12 protein-coding genes and 1 pseudogene are annotated in these 14,383 nt (G+C 70.4%); 5 read left to right on the forward strand and 8 right to left on the reverse strand.

What is annotated here, in order from left to right; all coding sequences use genetic code 11:
• Positions 1-163 precede the first annotated feature (163 nt).
• Positions 164-862, forward strand: a complete 699-nt coding sequence (locus tag M2437_RS11390; protein WP_012255389.1) for a DUF1013 domain-containing protein — start codon at positions 164-166, stop codon at positions 860-862.
• A 139-nt stretch (positions 863-1,001) separates the two neighbouring features.
• Positions 1,002-1,592 carry a hypothetical protein gene (locus M2437_RS11395; protein WP_253387467.1) on the forward strand — a complete coding sequence of 197 codons (591 nt, stop codon included), beginning with the start codon at positions 1,002-1,004 and terminating at the stop codon, positions 1,590-1,592.
• A 269-nt stretch (positions 1,593-1,861) separates the two neighbouring features.
• On the opposite strand, the gene M2437_RS11400 is transcribed toward M2437_RS11395, so the two are convergent.
• The gene (locus tag M2437_RS11400; RefSeq protein WP_015824364.1) at positions 1,862-3,340 is read right to left on the reverse strand and encodes an MFS transporter; all 1,479 of its coding nucleotides are present in this window, start codon (positions 3,338-3,340) and stop codon (positions 1,862-1,864) included.
• 164 nt (positions 3,341-3,504) lie between these two features.
• Here M2437_RS11400 and M2437_RS11405 point away from each other — a divergent pair, with 164 nt between their 5' ends.
• A complete protein-coding gene (locus M2437_RS11405) occupies positions 3,505-3,762 on the forward strand; it encodes a hypothetical protein (protein ID WP_499006729.1) in 258 nt (85 codons plus the stop codon).
• A 7-nt stretch (positions 3,763-3,769) separates the two neighbouring features.
• On the opposite strand, the gene M2437_RS11410 is transcribed toward M2437_RS11405, so the two are convergent.
• The 5 genes from M2437_RS11410 to M2437_RS11430 all read right to left on the reverse strand — a co-directional run bounded on the left by M2437_RS11410 (position 3,770) and on the right by M2437_RS11430 (position 8,764).
• Positions 3,770-4,861, reverse strand: coding sequence for an ABC transporter permease (locus tag M2437_RS11410; protein ID WP_253387468.1), 1,092 nt, complete (start codon positions 4,859-4,861; stop codon positions 3,770-3,772).
• Positions 4,858-5,781: an ABC transporter permease gene (locus M2437_RS11415; protein WP_253387469.1), complete on the reverse strand. Its 924-nt coding sequence runs from the start codon at positions 5,779-5,781 to the stop codon at positions 4,858-4,860. The genes M2437_RS11410 and M2437_RS11415 overlap by 4 nt, the downstream gene beginning before the upstream one ends.
• Complete coding sequence (locus M2437_RS11420) at positions 5,778-7,376, reverse strand: peptide ABC transporter substrate-binding protein (RefSeq protein WP_253387470.1); 1,599 nt, start codon at positions 7,374-7,376, stop codon at positions 5,778-5,780. The genes M2437_RS11415 and M2437_RS11420 overlap by 4 nt, the downstream gene beginning before the upstream one ends.
• Before the next feature lie 428 nt (positions 7,377-7,804).
• On the reverse strand, positions 7,805-8,242 hold the full coding sequence (locus M2437_RS11425; protein WP_015952420.1) for a GlcG/HbpS family heme-binding protein: 438 nt from the start codon (positions 8,240-8,242) through the stop codon (positions 7,805-7,807).
• A gap of 69 nt (positions 8,243-8,311) precedes the next feature.
• Positions 8,312-8,764: an OsmC family protein gene (locus M2437_RS11430; RefSeq protein WP_015952419.1), complete on the reverse strand. Its 453-nt coding sequence runs from the start codon at positions 8,762-8,764 to the stop codon at positions 8,312-8,314.
• Between the two features lie 148 nt (positions 8,765-8,912).
• Here M2437_RS11430 and M2437_RS11435 point away from each other — a divergent pair, with 148 nt between their 5' ends.
• Positions 8,913-9,629, forward strand: coding sequence for a dihydrofolate reductase family protein (locus M2437_RS11435; protein WP_253387471.1), 717 nt, complete (start codon positions 8,913-8,915; stop codon positions 9,627-9,629).
• Positions 9,630-9,715: 86 nt separating this feature from the next.
• Here the strand turns inward: M2437_RS11435 and M2437_RS11440 are convergent, their stop codons facing one another.
• Positions 9,716-10,741, reverse strand: a complete 1,026-nt coding sequence (locus M2437_RS11440) for an alpha/beta hydrolase (RefSeq protein WP_253387472.1) — start codon at positions 10,739-10,741, stop codon at positions 9,716-9,718.
• Between the two features lie 387 nt (positions 10,742-11,128).
• Positions 11,129-12,995: pseudogene (locus tag M2437_RS11445) on the reverse strand (ABC-F family ATP-binding cassette domain-containing protein).
• A 139-nt stretch (positions 12,996-13,134) separates the two neighbouring features.
• Here M2437_RS11445 and M2437_RS11450 point away from each other — a divergent pair.
• Positions 13,135-14,361: an acyl-CoA dehydrogenase family protein gene (locus M2437_RS11450; RefSeq protein ID WP_253387473.1), complete on the forward strand. Its 1,227-nt coding sequence runs from the start codon at positions 13,135-13,137 to the stop codon at positions 14,359-14,361.
• Positions 14,362-14,383 lie beyond the last annotated feature (22 nt).

A 14,383-nucleotide genomic window follows, 5' to 3' on the forward strand; every position in this document is an offset into this window, starting at 1 on the left:
CGCAATTGCGCAACGACCGGTCCCGCCTGTATAAGAGGCGATCCCCTCATTCATCGCGACATGGGATCCTTCGGGCCTGACAGGGCCGGAGGCCGCGGGGAAGCCATTCCGGCATCCCGCCCGTTTCCCTGCCGCGCACTCTGACCGTCTGGAGCTTTGTCCGATGTCCCAAGGTCCGCTGATGCCCAAGGCGACCGCCGTGTGGCTCGTCGAGAACACCTCGCTCGCCTTCGAGCAGATCGCCGATTTCTGCAAGCTGCACCCGCTCGAGGTGAAGGGCATCGCCGACGGTGAAGTCGCCGCCGGCATCAAGGGCCTCGACCCGATCACCACCGGCCAGCTCACCCGCGACGAGATCGAGAAGGCGCAGAAGGCGCCCCATTACCGGCTCAAGGTCGCGGTCTCGAAGGTGAAGCTGCCCGAGGTCAAGCGCACCACCAAGGGCCCGCGCTACACCCCGCTGTCGCGCCGTCAGGACCGGCCGAATGCGATCCTCTGGCTGATCCGCAACCACCCGGAGCTGAAGGACGCGCAGGTCATCCGGCTGGTGGGCACCACCAAGGCGACGATCCAGCAGATCCGCGAGCGGACCCACTGGAACTCGGCCTCGCTCCAGCCGATGGACCCGGTGACGCTCGGCCTGTGCTCGCAGATCGACCTCGATTTCGAGGTGCAGCGCGCCGCCAAGGACCGTCCCGCCGTGCTGCCGACCGATGGCGGCGCCAAGCTCCTGCCGACCGAGGTCTCGACCGCCCCGGCCGCCGCGGAGCGCGAGGAAGAGGAAGAAGATCTCAACGCCGATGCGGTCTTCGCCAAGCTCAAGGGCATGAGCCGCATCGACGAGGACGACGACGAGGCGTGATCGATTCGCTCGTCGGTCGGGCGCCTGCGTCACGCGCGCAGTGCTGTTTGTGAAAAAAATTTCTCGCTCGCCCGCACCAGATGCGGGATAATGCGTGCCGGTCGCTCCTACGGAGCGGCGGCAGGCGCGAGGACGTGGCATGATCCACGGTGGCGTGACCGAGAGCGGCTCTCACCCGAGCAGCTCGAACCCTGGCGGCTTGGTCGAAGCCGGACTGACTGAAACCGGCCTGCCCGCCGACCCCTCGGGGGTCCTGGACGAGCGGCCACCCGCGGCCCCAACGGCCGAGCCGGTGACGCTCGCCGAATCCCTGATGAGCGAAGCGGGCTGGGGCCCGGAGAACTTTGGCGTTGAGGGTCCGAACCCACCCTACCTGCGCATCGGCGGCAAGCTCTGGGTGACGCTCACCGAGTTCGAGCCCTGCTTCGCCTCGTTCCGCCGCGACCGCGGCCCATTCCGCTCGAAGGTCGCGATCGCCAGCCACCTCGCCAAGTACGACGCGATCATGGTCGATCCGCTGGCCTTCGAGGAGTGCTTCGGCCCCGGCGAGGGCAACCAGACGGTGTTCCCGTTCGGTGCGTGGCTGGAGATCCGCCGCGTCGGCTTCGGCGGGCTGGAACTGTGGGGCAAGCGCCAGGGCGCGGTGACCCTCCCGCTCGACGCCCTGGCGGTGGCCTCGGCGATCTGGCTGCGTCGGAAGGGTTTGACACCACGCTCCGGGCCGACCTGAGCCTCAAGGGGTCGATCGGCTCGTAGCCCGCCGCGCTCCCCCCTCTCCCCGCACGCGGGGAGAGGCCTGTCTGCACCTTGTCGTGCGGACAGGAAGCGGAGGCGAAGCCGGAGCGACGGTGAGGGGGCGGCTCAGAAGGAGCACCTTCCGGCACCGCCCCCTCACCTTCGGCTGCCGCCTCGCTTGACCGACGACGAGGTCGGTAAAGCCCTCTCCCCGCGAGCGGGGCGAGGGGATGCGCAGTGAGCGGGATTGACCAGTAACATCCCTTACGCCGCGGCCAGCGGCTTCGACACGTCCTCCAGCGACTTGCCCTCGGCCGCCGTGCCCCAGATCCAGCCGACGATGGCGGCCACCGCCATCAGGGCCGCACCGATGAAGTAGCCGACCAGCACGAGGTCGCGCGAGCCCGTCTCCACCAGCGCACCGAACAGGAGCGGCCCCGAGACGCCGCCGATTCCGGTGCCGAGGGCGTAGAAGGCGGCGATCGCGAGCGCGCGAATCTCCAGCGGGAAGGTCTCGGCCACCGTGAGGTAGGCGGAGCTCGCCGCGGCGGAGGCGAAGAAGAACACGGCCATCCAGGCTGCGGTCTGACCCCAGGGGCCGAGCATGTCGGCGCGGAAGACGAGGCCGACCACGACGAGCAGCACCGCCGAGATGCCGTAGGTGAAGGCGATCATCGGGCGCCGGCCCACGGTGTCGAACAGCCGGCCGAGCAGCAGCGGGCCGAGGAAGGAGCCGAGCGCGAAGGGCAGGAGATACCAGCCGACATCGCCGCCGGGCACGTTGTAGAAGCGCTCCAGCACCAGCGCGTAGGTGAAGAACAGCGCGTTGTAGAAGAAGGCCTGGGCAATCATCAGCGCGAGGCCGACCATGGTCTGGCGCCGGTTCGTCACGAACAGGGCATTGGCGACCTCCGCGAGCGGGGTGTGGCTGCGGACCTTGAGCTTGAGGCGGCGCGACGGGTCGGGCGGGGGCAGGGTGATGCCGTCATCCGTGAAGCGCTTCTCGATACCCGTCACCACCCGGTCCGCCTCCGCGGCGTAGCCATGGGTGACGAGCCAGCGCGGGCTCTCGGGGATCCAGGTGCGCAGGAGCAGGATGACGAGGCCGATGCCGCCGCCGACGAAGAAGGCGATGCGCCAGCCATAGGACGGATCGATCCATTCGGGGCGCAGGAGCGCGATCGACAGGAACGAGCCGAGCGCGGCGCCGATCCAGAACGAGCCGTTGATGACGAGGTCGGTCCAGCCGCGCACCCGGGCCGGGATCAGCTCTTGGATGGTCGAGTTGATCGCGGTGTACTCGCCGCCGATCCCGGCTCCCGTGAGGAAGCGGAACAGGCAGAAGCTCCAGATATTCCACGACAGGCCCGTGGCCGCGGTGGCGATGAGGTAGAGAAACAGCGTGATGAAGAACAGCTTCTTGCGCCCGATCCGGTCGGTCAGCCAGCCGAAGCCGACGGCGCCGACGACCGCGCCGACGAGGTAGGAGCTGGCCGCCAAGCCGACATCGAACTCGGTGAAGGACATCGGCGCCTTGCGCAGCGCGCCGACGAGGGCACCGGCCAAGGTCACTTCGAGCCCGTCGAGCACCCAGGTGATGCCGAGCGCGACGATGACGAGGGTGTGGAAGCGGCCGAAGGGCAGGCGGTCGAGCCGGGCGGCGATGTCGGTGTCGACGATCGTGCCGGTGGCGACGCGCTCAGGCGCCGCGGCCCCGGCCTGACCTTCCGCTCGGCTCGTCATGGACCCTCCGTTTACCCTGACTCGGCAAAATTGTTCGCAAGTCCTACCCGGCGGCGGACCGAGGGCAGGGCATATTGGCGTTCGGAAACGCTTCAGGTTGCGGAATGTCCCCGTTCGCCGGGCCACCCGCTATGAATTTTTTCGCGCAGCTTTCCGTCAAATCCTTGCTTCCGCCGCTGGCCGCCGGGCTGGCCTCCATGGGGGCCGTCCTCGCGGTCTCCACGCTGGCGAGCGCCGGCGGAGCCGAGCGCTGGGCGCTGCGCCCCAAGGCGCCGCCCGCTCCGGCTGCGGCAGAGCCCGGCCCGATCGAGCCCGCCCCTACCTTGCGCGGATCGAAGGCTATTCCCGTCTCGGAGATGCCCGGCGAGCGGCGCACGGTGCGCATCGTCTACCAGGGCTATCTGCCGGCCGAGGCTCGCTGAGGCGGGTTCAGCGAGCCTCGGCGGCGGACAGCCGCGGGTCGAGCGCTTCGCCGAGGCCGTCGCCGAGCCGGTTCAGGGCCACCAGGGTGACCACGAGGAAGCAAGCGGGCGCGGCCAGCATCCACGGCGCGGATTCGAGCGCGCGGGCGCCTTCTGCGATCAGCACGCCCCAGGAGGTGTCGGGCTCCTGCACGCCGAGACCGAGGAACGACAGGAAGCTTTCCAGGAGGATCACCCGCGGCACCAGCAGGGTCGCCGCCGCGATGATCGATCCGAGCGTATTCGGCACGATGTGGCGGACGAGAATCCTACCCGTGCCCGCCCCGAGCGCCGAGGCCGCGCGGACGAAGTCGCGGTCCTTCAGGCTCAGGGTCTGGGTGCGGACGATGCGGGCCATGTCGAGCCACTCGACCGCGGCCACCGCCACCAGCACCAGCCACAGGCCGGCACGGAAGAACACCAGCAGCATGATGACGAAGAAGACGAAGGGCAGGGCGTAGAGGATGTCGAGGAGGCGCATCATCAGCGCATCGACCGTACCCCCGGCCATGCCGGAGACCGCGCCGTAGGCGACGCCGATGAGGAGCGCGGCGAGCGCCGCGGTCAGCCCGATCAGCAGGGAGACCTGCCCTGCCGCGAGGCAGCGGCTGAGGAGATCGCGCCCGAGCGCATCGGTGCCGAGGAGGAAAGTCAGCCGTCGGAGCGGCGCCTCGACCACGAGCCGGCGTCCATCCGCGGACCGCTCCAGCACCCGAGCCTCGCCGAACAGGCCGGAGCGGGGCAGCAGGCGGAGGGAGCGCGCGTCGATGGGTTTTGGCGCCGTCAGCGTCATGCGAACCCCGTCGCCGTCCTGCGCTACGTCTTCCAGCGTCAGCCGCATCCGGAAGGCGAGGCGCGTGAGGGCCGGCCGCACCGCGTCGGGAAGCGGGTGGGCGGCAAGGCTCGGCGCGACCCGGACGAAATCCGGATAGATCCGCTCGGGCGGGTGCCCGGTGAGTTGCGGGCCGACGAAGCAGGCCAGGGCGATCAGCACGAGGCTCGCAAGGGCCACAAGCGCCGGGCGGTCGCGGGCGAGGCGGCGAGCGAGCGCCAGGCTCATGCCGACAGCCTCACGCGCGGGTCGAGGGCGGCGGCGATAAGGTCGGCGATCAGGTTGAAGACGATCACCATCACCGCCACCAGAATCACCGTGCCCATCACCAGGGTGTAGTCGCGGTTGAGCGCCCCCTCGACGAAGTAGCGGCCGATGCCGGGCAGGCCGAAGATGGTCTCGACCACCACAGAGCCGGTCATCAGCCCCGCCGCCAGCGGCCCCAGTGTGGCCACGACCGGAAGCAGCGCTCCGCGCAGCGCGTGCCGGGCGATGCGGGCGCGCGACAGCCCCATGGCGCGCTGCGTGCGGATATGCGGCTGGATCAGCACCTCGCCGAGCGAGGCGCGGGTGAGCCGGGCGATGCCGGCCGCGTGGGGCAAGGCGAGGGTGAGCACCGGCAGGACCAGGTTTTGCGGCGCGCCGTCCGCCCATCCGCCGACGGGGAGCCAAGCGAGGCCGAGGCCGAACACGATCTGGAGCAGGGGGGCCGTGACGAAATTCGGCACCGCAAGCCCGAGCGAGGCGGCGAGCCCGACCAGCCGGTCGGCGGCCCCATTGCGGTTGAAGGCGGCGAGGCTCCCAAGCGCGAGGCCGAGGCCCAGCGCCAGGACAAGCGCGAGGCCACCGAGCGTCACGGAGACGGGCAGGCCGCGGGCGAACAGGTCGGTGACGGTGAGATCGCGAAAGGTGAAGGAGGGGCCGAGATCGCCTCGCAGGAGGCTCAGGAGATAGCGCCCGAACTGCACGATCAGCGGCTGGTCGAGGCCGTAGACCCGGCGCAGGTTCTCCATCGCCGCCGGCGGCAGCGGCCGCTCCAGATCGAACGGGCCGCCCGGCGCCAACCGGATCAGGAAGAAGCTGCCCGCCACCACCAGGAACAGGGTCGGCAGGCTCTGGGCGATCCGGCGCAGGATCAGCGGGATCATGGATCGAGCCGGAGATAGCGGGTGGGGGCGACGTTGCGGATGTTCGGGTGCATCCCGTGCAGCCGCGGCGAGACGAGCGCCTTCGAGCGGTAATGCAGCAGCGGCACCCAGGGCAGTTCGTCGAGCACGATGGTTTCGGCGTCGAACAGCATGCGGGCGCGGGCCGGCACGTCGCGCTCCTGCGCCGCCCGCGTCAGCAGTTCGTCAAAGCGCGCGTTCGACCAGCGCCCGGCATTGAAGCCGTCATTGCCGGTGCGGAGCAGAAACAGGAAGTTCTGCGGGTCGGAATAGTCGGCGACCCAGGACATCCGGGCGAGGTCGAAGGGGCCGCCGTCGCGGAGATAGGCGAAGTGGGTCTTGGCGTCGGTGGAGACGAAGCGGGTCACGACGCCGATGCCGCGCCACGCATCCGCGAGCGCGATCGCGGTGTTGCGGTTGTTGTCGGTGACGTTGAAGCGATACTCGACCGTGAGCGGGTTGCCCGGCCCGTAGCCGGCTTGCGCCAGCAGCCGCAACGCCTCCTCCTCGCGATCGATCGGCCCATCCTCGCGCCCCGGCAGGAGCGGGGGCGGCAGGGCGTTGTCGAGGCCCGGCGGGCAGAACGAATAGGCCGGGGCCATGGTCTGCCCCCACACGATCTCGGCCAGAAATTCCCGGTCGATGGCCAGCGACAAGGCGCGGCGCACCCGCGCGTCGTCGAAGGGTTTCTTTCGCAGGTTGAAGGCGATGGCGAGCAGGCCGAGCCCCGGCCCGAGCTGCACCTGGGGGCCGAAGCGCTGTTTCAGCGAGGCGATCTGATCGGCGGGCAGGTCGGAGAGGGAGTCGATCTCGCCGGCCGCATAGCGCCGCACCGCCGCGGCGAGGTCGGGGGTCGGGATGACGTCGACCCGCTCGATCGGGATCGCGGCGGCGTCGCGGTAATGCGGGTTTTTCGTCAGGGTGATGCGGTCGTTCGGCACCCAATCGACTAGGGCGTAGGGGCCGTTCGAGACGAGGTTGCCGGGCCGCGCGAAGGCGTCGCCCCAGCGCTCCAGCGAGGGGCGGTGGACCGGCAGCGAGGTCTGGTGGGTCAGGAGTTCGAGCAGGTAGGGCACCGGCTCGGCGAGCCCGATCTCCAGGGTGCGGGGATCGGGGGCCGTCACCCCCAGCGTCTCCGGCGGCTGCTCGCCCGCATTGACGGCGGCCGCTCCCCGGATCGGGAACAGCACCTCGGCGTATTTCGCCGCCGTCTTCGGATCGAGGATGCGGCGCAGGGAGAACAGGAAATCGTCCGCCGTCACGGCATCACCGTTCGACCAGCGCCCGTCGGGCCGCAGGATGAAGCGGTAGGTCAGGCGGTCGTCGGAGACGGTCCAACGCTCGGCCATGCCAGGGATGATCGTGCCGCGGTTGTCGTAGGTCAGCAGTCCCTCGAACAGGTCGCGCAGGAGATGCGCCTCGGCCACCGTCGAGGTTTTGTGCGGATCGAGCGTCTCCGGGTCGGCGTCGTTGCCGCGGCGATAGACGGGGGAGGCCGCCCGCGCGGGAGCGGGGAGGGCGAGCCCGGCAGCAAGCGCCGCGCCGGTCTGGAGGAGGGTGCGGCGGGGGAGGCTCATAGGCTCACCCGACGCTCCGGCGATGAGCGCGGCGCCGAAGGCCTCCAGACAAGCGAAAGGGCTTCCGCCCCATCCCCTCGCCCCGCTTGCGGGGAGAGGGTCGCGACGACCACAGAACTCGGGTGTTCCCGAGTTCTGATTCACGTTGCCCAAGTCGGGCAGGCCCGACTTGGGTCGTCGGCGCGACGAGGCGGCAGCTGAGGGTGAGGGGACGGTGCCGAAGGAGCCTAATCCGGAAACACCCCCTCACCTTCGCTCCGGCTGCGCCTACGCTTCCCGCAGGCACGTCAAGGTGCCTGCGGGCCTCTCCCCGCCTGATCCCGGGCTTGCCCGGGATCCGATCAGCGGTCGCCGAAGTCGGGCAAGCCCGACTTCGGTCGGGGAGAGGGGACAAGCGGTGCGCGCCTTCAACCACGGCCGTCAGGCGCTCAAGCCCCCGTTTCCCCCTTCAGCCCCGCCGCCTCGATGCCGGCGAGCGCGCAGATCTCGTCATTGTCGGAGGTGTCGCCGGAGACGCCGACCGCGCCGAGCAGGCGGCCGTCGGCATCGCGGATCAGCACGCCGCCGGGCACCGGCACCAGAGCGTCCGGGCCGACGAGGTGGCTCACCGCGGCCACGAAATGCGGCTGCTCCTCGGCCCGCTTGGCGATCGCCCGGGAGCCCAGGCCGAGCGCCAGCGCGCCGTTGGCCTTGCCGCGGGCCACTTCCGCGCGGCGCAGCGAGGTGCCGTCCTCGGCCGCAAGACATTTGAGGGCGCCGCGGGCGTCGTAGACGACCACCGCCAGCGGCTTGAGATTCCGTTCGCGGGCGGTCTTCAGGGCGGTCGCCACAAGGGTCTGGGCGGCGGCGAGCGTCAGGTCGGTCATCCGGATGTCCTCGAAGGATCGCGTTGTCGAGGACATGCACCGGCGGGGCCGGTTTCGCCAAGCGCGCCTTCAGGCGACCGTCACCTCGGTCCGCACGGAATTGGCGATGAAGCAGGTCTCGTGCGCCTCATGGTGGAGCGCGGCGAGCCGCTCCGCATCCGGGGCTTCGCCGGCCCACTCGATGCGCGGATGCAGCACCACCCGCGTCACCGCCTGCCGGCCGGGCGCGATTTCCTCCATGCTGCCCTCAGCGTGATCACGGTAGGCCTGCGCGACGAATCCGGCGAGCCTCGCGACGTGGAGGAAGCTCAGCATGTGGCAGGTCGAGAGGGCCGCCACCAGCATCTCCTCGGGATCGACCGCCGCCGCCACCGCCCACTTGCCAACGACGTGCGGCGAGGCCGAGCCCGCGAGTTCGACGCCACCGTCGAAGCGCACGGTGTGGCCGCGGCTGTAGCGCCCGGCGGAAAAGTCCTCGCCCGCCGCCAGCGCCCAGCGGACATCCGCGGTGTAGGTCGCCATCCTCGCCTCCCGATCCGTCGGCACCAGCCTATCCGGCGCGGGCGCCCGCGGCCAAGGCGGCGGCGCGTCGCCGCGGCAGCGCACCCTGGCCCAGTCAGGCGGCCGGTCTAGTTCCGCCTCCACAATCGAGAGCAGGAACCCTGACGCCATGGCCGATCTAGCGGAGCGCCCCTACGTCCTGTGCCACATGACCACCTCGGTCGATGGGCGCATCAAGGTCCGGCGCTGGACCACCATCGACGCGGATTCGCACTACGAGGAGGTCCACAAGCAGCTGCAGGGAGACGCCTGGATGTGCGGGCGCATCACGATGCAGGGCTATGCCGACAGCGCCAAGCCGCTCGCCTCCGTTCCGCCCGAGGAGCCTGTCTCCCGCGAGGATCACGTCGCTCGCACCGATGCGTCCGGCTACGCGGTGGCGCTCGATGCCCGCGGCGCGATGGATTGGGGCGCACGCAACGACATCGAGGGCGATCACGTCATCGTGCTGACGACGGGACAGGCCTCGGACGACCGCCTGCGCCGCCTGAAGGCCGGCGGCCAATCCTACATCATCGCCGGCGAGCGCGAGGTCGATTTCGCCCTGGCGCTCGCCAAGCTCAAGCGCCTGTTCGGCATCGAGCGCCTGCTGGTCGAGGGCGGCGGGCGCATCAACGGCTCGATGCTGAAGGCCGGGCTCGTGGACGAACTCAGCCTGCTGCTCGCGCCCGCCGTCGACGGCGTGCTCGGCACGCCGGCCCTGTTCGACTTCGAGGGTGGGGAGGGTGATTCCATGGGCTCGCGCCGCCGCCTCACCCGCACCGCCTGCGCGCCGTTCGACGACGGCACCGTCTGGCTGCGCTACCGGATCGAAGCCGTGGGCTGATACGGTTTCGCTTGATCAAAGCGAAGACCGTATCAGCAAGCCCGCGCGGCGCCTGAGCGGCGTCCAAATCCGCCATCCCGAAGGGATCAACCGGATTTGGTATGACCCTGCTGAGGGTGGGCGGCGAGGAACGCGTCGTAGGCGTTCGTCACCGCCGCCCGGTTCTCGAAATGCGGGAAGGCACCGGTCGGCAGCCGCAGGATCGTCCAGTTCGGGCGGCCCGCCACCTCGCCGACATAGCGGTAATCGACGAAGTCGCCCCGCGCCCCGTGCACCATGAAGACCGGCAGGCGCAAAGCCTCGTAGACCCGCGTGGTGTCGTCGGGGAACAGGTAGCCGGAGAGGAACGAGAACGGCGCGTGCTCGGCGCCCGGCTGGTGGGCCGAGAGCTGGTCGTAGGCGAGCAGGCCCTCGTCGATGTCGCGGCTGCCCCAGGTCTTTTCCAGGAAGAAGCGCATGCTGGGCCGGCTCACCAGCGCGTCGAAGAGCGGGCGGCCCCAGAGCGGGAAGGCGGCGAGCCCTCGGGCCAGCGGCTTGCCGCGGTTGGTGTCCGCCGGTCCGTACCCGGAAAGGCGGGCATCGAAGCCGGTCGGGCTGATGAGGCCGAGCGTCGAAAACAGGTCCGGCCGCTCCAAAGCGGCGCGGGCGAGATAGGCGCACGGCAGCGAGAGCGCGGTCGCGTCGAGCGCCACGCCGCCGTGGCGGCCGGCGATCTCGGAAGCGGCATCGAGGATCGCGTCGGTCATCAGCCGGGGCGTGTAGATCCGGTCGGCCCGCTCGGAGTGGCCGAAGCCCGGCAGTTCCAGCGCGTAGACCGGGCGGTGGCCCCGGTAATGCTCGTAGAGCGGCTTGACCTCGTAGGCGTTGGCCGCCGCGTTGACCGAGTGGATCAGGAGCAGCGGCCGCCCGCCCTGCGCATCCGCGGCGTAGAGGTTCACCCGGCCCGCCCGCGTGCGCAGGGTGCTGCGCCGCCCCGGCAGGGCCGGAGGCAGGGGGCCGGCCCGGTTCAGCCCGAGATGGCTCCAGGCGATCCAGGCGCCGGCCGCCGCCAGCGGCAGCAGCGCGAGGGCCTTTCCGCTCTTTCGTGTCACGGGATGGCTCGTGCCGCGCATGATTTCTCCGTTCCGCTCTCGCGTCGGACAACGCGGGGCGGGGGCCGGCGTTGCCCCGATCACCGGCCCCCCCGGCTCACGCCGCGGCGGCCTCCCGTTAAGCTTGCAGCCGAGCGAAGGGACCGGATGCCGGTTCGCAAGGCGCCGCGCGAGCCCGTCTGGGAGACAGTTTGCCCCGCTTGTTCCGGCATTCTGGATGCTCCTCATGCTGCGCGAGCAGCCTCGAAGTACACCGCGACGCTTCCCCGATCGAGCCGCGCTGGGGATCGACCGTTCCGGGGGGCTTCGAGGCCGAGCGATCGCTCGGCATCTCAGCATGAGGAGCGATGGCCCTGCCCATAAGCCGCGCTCGAACTGGCGGGCTTGGGACAGGTTCGCGGCCTGGCCTCAGGCCGCCGCCTCGATCTCGCCGCTCACCTCCAGCCACTCCTCCTCGGCCTTGGCCAGGGCCTCGGCGGCTTCCGCGCGCATGCGGGCGATGTCGCCGGCCTTGGCCGCGTCCTTGAGGAAGGCGGTGCCGTCGGCCAAAGCCGCGTCGATCTTCTCGATCGCCGCCGAGAGCTTGGCCATGCGCGCCTCGATGCCGTCGAGGCGCTTACGCAGAGGCGCCAGAGCCGCGCGGCGCTCCACCGCTGAGCGGCGCGCCTCGGCCTTCTGCCCCCCGGTGCCCTCGCCGGACGTGTCCACCCGCTCCGGGCCGGCGAGAACGAGACGGCGGTAATCGTCCATGTCGCCGTCGAAGGACTTCACCGAGCCGTCGCCGACGATCCAGAGCCGGTCGGCGCAGGCCTCGATCAGGAAGCGGTCGTGGGAGACGAGGATCACCGCCCCCTCGTAGTCGTTGATCGCCTCCACCAGAGCCTGCCGGCTCTCGATATCGAGGTGGTTGGTCGGCTCGTCGAGGATCAGCAGGTGCGGCCCGTCAAAGGCGGCGAGCCCCATCAGCAGCCGTGCCTTCTCGCCGCCGGAGAGTTTTTCCACCGGCGTGTCGGCTTTCGAGGCCGGGAAGCCCAGCCGCGCGGCGGCCGAGCGCACCTTGGCCTCGGGCGCGTCGGGCATTCGGTCGCGCACATGCGCCACCGCGCTCTCGGACGGGCGCAGCTCGTCGAGCTGGTGCTGCGCGAAATAGGCGACCTCCATCTTCGAGGAGCGCCGCATCTCGCCCGCGAGCGGGGGCAGCCGCCCGCCGATCAGCTTGCAGAAGGTGGACTTGCCGTTGCCGTTGGCGCCCAAGAGCGCCACCCGGTCGTCGGGGGCCAGTGACAGGTTGAGCCCCGAGAGCACGATGCGCTCGCCGTAGCCGGCCTGGACGCGCTCCATCGCCACGATCGGCGGCGAGAGCGGCTTTTCCGGGCTCGGCAGGTGGATCACCGGCACGTCGTCTTCCAAGAGTGCGGCGATGGGCTCCATCTTGGCGAGCCGCTTCATCCGCGACTGGGCCTGGCGCGCCTTGGTCGCCTTGGCCTTGAAGCGGTCGATGAAGCTCTGCAGATGCGCCCGCTCGACCTCCTGCTTGGCCTTCGCCTTCGCCTGAAGCACCCGCTTCTCGGAGAGCTGGCGGGCAAAGCTGGTATAGCCGCCGCGGTAGATCGTAAGCTTGCCCCGATCGAGATGCAGGATGTGATCGACGGATGTGTCGAGCAATTCCCGGTCGTGGCTGATGATGATGGCCGTGCGGGGGTATTTCTCGAGATAGTCGTAGAGCCAGAGCGTGCCCTCGATATCGAGGTAGTTGGTCGGCTCGTCGAGAAGCAGCAGGTCGGGCTCGGAGAACAGCACCGCCAGCGAGCGCCACCCGCATCCGCCAACCGCCGGAGAAGTCCGAGCAGGGACGGCCCTGCGCCGCCGCATCAAAACCGAGGCCGTGCAGGATCGCCGCGGCGCGGGCCGGGGCCGAATGGGCGCCGATATCCACGAGCCGCGTCTCGATCTCGGCCCGGCGCAACCCGTCGGCGTGCTCCGCCTCCTGCATCAGCCGAGAGCGCTCGGTGTCGGCGGCGAGCACGACCTCGTGCAGGGTCTCGGGGCCGGCGGGCGCTTCCTGCGCCACTGCGCCGATGCGCATGCCCTTGGGCAGCGAGACCGCGCCGGCATCGGTCGGCAACTCGCCGAGGATCGCCCGGAACAGGGTGGTCTTGCCCGCCCCGTTGCGGCCCACGAGCCCGACCCGCGCCCGGTCGGGAATCGCGAAGGTCGCCGAATCGAGGATGACCCGCTCGCCGATGCGGTAGGTGAGATCGTTGACGCGCAGCATGAGCGGCGTTCTGGGGGTGGGCGAGCTTCAGCGCAAGAGCGGCGGCCCCGCACAGGCCTTCCGCGGGGCCCGCGCGAACGTTTTGCCAGCTTGAGCGTTCGGCTCGGACGAACAACGGCAAAAAAGACGCGGAGGAACCATGGCCAAGCCAGACTTCAAGGCCCCGCGCCCGCCGGAGCTGCTCTCGCCCTGGCGCACCGACCGGCGCGCCGCGCTCCAGGAGGAGGCCCGGGCGTTTGCCCGCGACGTGATCCTGCCGCTCGCCGACGAACTCGACCCGCTGAAGGGCGAGATGCCCCGCTCGCTCATCGACGCGATGGCGCAGAAAGGCTGGTTCGGCATCACCATCCCCGCCGAGTATGGCGGGATGGGGCTCGGCGTGTTCGAGTACTGCCTGATCTCGGAAGAACTCGCCCGGGCGTGGCTCTCCACCGGCTCGATCCTGGCCCGCGGCCAGGGCCTCGGCACCCAGACGCTCGACGACGAAAGCCGCCGGGCGCTGCTGGCCAAATCCGCCAAGGGGCAGTGGATCGGCTCGATTGCACTCTCCGAACCCACCGCCGGCTCGGATCTGGCCGGCGTGCAGACCCGCGCGGTGCGCGAGGGCGACGAATGGGTGCTCACCGGCACCAAGCGCTGGGCCGGCTTCGCTCAAGGCGCCGACTTCATCGAGGTGCTGGCCCGCGTGCGCGACCCCGAGCCCGGCGAGCCGCGCTCGGCCGGCCTCGAGCCCTTCCTCGTGGTCAAGGAGCCCGGCACCTTCCCGAAGGGCATGACCGGCACCGTCATCGACAAGATCGGCTATCACGGCTTCCTCACCTTCGAACTCAAGCTCGACGGCGTGCGGGTGCCCGAGCGCGACCGGCTCACCGGCCTCTACGGCGACGAGGGGGCGGATGCCGATTCCGGCGGCTTCGCCTCGGTGCAGCGCGGCCTCAACATCGCTCGCGTCCACACCGCCGCCCGTGCGGTCGGCGTGGCCCGCGCCGCGGTGGAGGATTGCACCGCCTACCTTCAGGAGCGCGAGCAGTTCGGCCAGCCGATCGGCCAGTTCCAGGCCCTGCGCTTCGCGCTGGCCGACATGGCCGCCGAGGTGGCCCAGGCCCGCGCCTACTGGCAACAGGTCGCCCACCTCCTCGACGAGGGCCTGCCCGCCGAGAGCGAATCGGCTCAGGTAAAGCTGCTGGCCACCGAGATGGCGGTGCGGGTGACGAACCAAGCGATGCAGCTCCACGGCGGCAACGGCTACACCACCGAGCGGCGGGTCGAGCGCTATTGGCGCGATGCGCGCCTCACCACGATCTTCGAGGGCACCAGCGAGATCCAGCGCCGTATCATCAGCGACCGAATGCTGCCGCGGGGGTGAACAGGGGGTGAGGATACCGGGC

This window comes from Methylorubrum pseudosasae (assembly GCF_029504475.1).
In the GTDB taxonomy this organism is placed as follows: domain Bacteria; phylum Pseudomonadota; class Alphaproteobacteria; order Rhizobiales; family Beijerinckiaceae; genus Methylobacterium; species Methylobacterium extorquens.

Bases quoted from the DNA above. Each gene is read 5' to 3' on its own strand.
- M2437_RS11430 (WP_015952419.1), bottom strand. From the start codon at position 8,764: ATGGCGACCTACACCGCGGATGTCCGCTGGGCGCTGGCGGCGGGCGAG.
- M2437_RS11420 (WP_253387470.1), bottom strand. From the start codon at position 7,376: ATGAGCCTCCCCCGCCGCACCCTCCTCCAGACCGGCGCGGCGCTTGCT.
- M2437_RS11450 (WP_253387473.1), top strand. From the start codon at position 13,135: ATGGCCAAGCCAGACTTCAAGGCCCCGCGCCCGCCGGAGCTGCTCTCG.
- M2437_RS11390 (WP_012255389.1), top strand. From the start codon at position 164: ATGTCCCAAGGTCCGCTGATGCCCAAGGCGACCGCCGTGTGGCTCGTC.
- M2437_RS11400 (WP_015824364.1), bottom strand. From the start codon at position 3,340: ATGACGAGCCGAGCGGAAGGTCAGGCCGGGGCCGCGGCGCCTGAGCGC.
- M2437_RS11415 (WP_253387469.1), bottom strand. From the start codon at position 5,781: ATGATCCCGCTGATCCTGCGCCGGATCGCCCAGAGCCTGCCGACCCTG.
- M2437_RS11435 (WP_253387471.1), top strand. From the start codon at position 8,913: ATGGCCGATCTAGCGGAGCGCCCCTACGTCCTGTGCCACATGACCACC.
- M2437_RS11425 (WP_015952420.1), bottom strand. From the start codon at position 8,242: ATGACCGACCTGACGCTCGCCGCCGCCCAGACCCTTGTGGCGACCGCC.
- M2437_RS11395 (WP_253387467.1), top strand. From the start codon at position 1,002: ATGATCCACGGTGGCGTGACCGAGAGCGGCTCTCACCCGAGCAGCTCG.
- M2437_RS11440 (WP_253387472.1), bottom strand. From the start codon at position 10,741: ATGCGCGGCACGAGCCATCCCGTGACACGAAAGAGCGGAAAGGCCCTC.
- M2437_RS11410 (WP_253387468.1), bottom strand. From the start codon at position 4,861: ATGAGCCTGGCGCTCGCTCGCCGCCTCGCCCGCGACCGCCCGGCGCTT.